The 1,509-nt window shown below is 75.6% G+C and carries 2 protein-coding genes; both read right to left on the bottom strand.

Annotated features, from left to right (window positions below; genetic code table 11):
* On the bottom strand, nt 1–880 hold an 880-nt coding region (locus tag H5J30_RS32695), incomplete at its 3' end, for an N-acyl-D-amino-acid deacylase family protein (protein ID WP_181791295.1).
* 22 nt (nt 881–902) lie between these two features.
* On the bottom strand, nt 903–1,509 hold a 607-nt coding region (locus H5J30_RS32690; RefSeq protein ID WP_508471087.1), incomplete at its 5' end, for a type III PLP-dependent enzyme domain-containing protein.

Genomic DNA, 1,509 nt, shown 5'->3' with positions numbered 1-1,509 from the left:
AGCCGGCGAGGTAGGGGTAGGTGTCCAGCGAGACGTCCACGCCCTCGGCGAGGGCCCGGTCCAGCAGGGCGGTCAGCTCGGCGGCGCGGCCGGCGTTGACGTCGAAGTTCACGGTGGCGTGCGCGAGGTGCAGCGCGCAGCCGGCGTCCCGGGCGAGGCCGAGCATCTCGGCGTACGCGCCGAGGGCGCCGGCGCCGTACGAGCGGTGGTGCGGGCAGTAGTAGCCGCCGTACGCCGCGACGACCCGGCACAGCTCCGTCAGCTCGGCGGTCGGCGCGTACATCCCGGGCGGGTACGTCAGCCCCGACGACATCCCGACCGCGCCCTGCTCCAGGCCCTCGGCGACGAGCCGCTTCATGTGCGCCAGCTCGTCGTCCTCGGCCGGCCGGTCCTCCCAGCCCAGGGCCAGCATCCGCACGGTGCCCTGCGGCACGAGGTACGCGGCGTTGACGGCCAGTCCGTCGCCGTCGGGGCCGCGGTCGAGGCGGTCGAGGTACTCGCCGACCGTGCGCCAGTCGAACGCCACCGCGTCGTCGCCGGGCCCGCCGCCGTTCCAGCCGGCGATCTGGCGGCGCAGCTCGCCGAGGGTGCGGTCGTCGACGGGCGCGTACGACAGCCCGTCCTGGCCGATGACCTCCAGCGTCACGCCCTGCGCGGCCTTGGCGGTGTGCGCGGGGTCGCGCAGCAGGGCGAGGTCGGAGTGGGCGTGCATGTCGACGAAGCCGGGGGCGAGGACGAGGCCGCCGGCGTCGAGGACGGTACGGCCGGTGAGCCGGGGGGCGACGGCGGCGATCCGGCCGCCGGCCAGGCCCACGTCGGCGCGGCAGCCGGGCGCCCCCGAGCCGTCGACGACGAGGGCGCCGCGGATCACCAGGTCCATGTCTGCCGCCCCCCGGTGCCGCTCAGAAGAAGGTCCGTACGTACTCCGTGACCGTACCGTCCTCCTCCACCAGCGGGATGAGCTGCCACTTGTCGAAGATCGTGCACGGGTGGGACAGGGCCAGCGCCACCCAGTCCCCGACTTCCGGCTCCACCCCGTCGGGGGCCACGTCCAGCCAGGCGTGCTGGTCCGAGAGCTTGCGCACCGTGATCCCCGTCGCCGCCCGCTCCGCGCCCGCCCCGCCGGCCGCGTCGAACCGCCGCACCGCCACCGGCACCGGCAGGTCCAGGTCGTACGCGGCGTCCCGCTTGCCGGCGTTGACGAACGCCTGCCCCGGCTCCGGCCGCGAGACCACCTGCGTCCACAGCCGGAACGCCGGCGTCAGCGAGCCCTCCCCGGGCACCCGGTTGAACGGCGTCACCCGGCTGTAGTGCCCGTCGTCGTGGCTGACGTACGCCCCCGAGCGCAGCAGTTTCAGCACCGGCCGCGACAGCTCCGGTGCCGCCGCGAAGCCGTCGGCGACGGCGTCGAACCAGGCGCTGCCCCCGGCGCTGACCACGATCTCGTCGGTGTCCGCGAACAGCCCCGCGGCGTCCAGCTCCGCGGCCAGGCCCAGCAGCCGCCGCATC

This window comes from Streptomyces phytophilus (genome assembly GCF_013870535.1).
GTDB lineage: Bacteria > Actinomycetota > Actinomycetes > Streptomycetales > Streptomycetaceae > Streptomyces > Streptomyces phytophilus.
The sequence above is the reverse complement of the archived record's forward strand: the minus strand, read 5'-3'. Positions and strand labels throughout refer to the sequence as shown.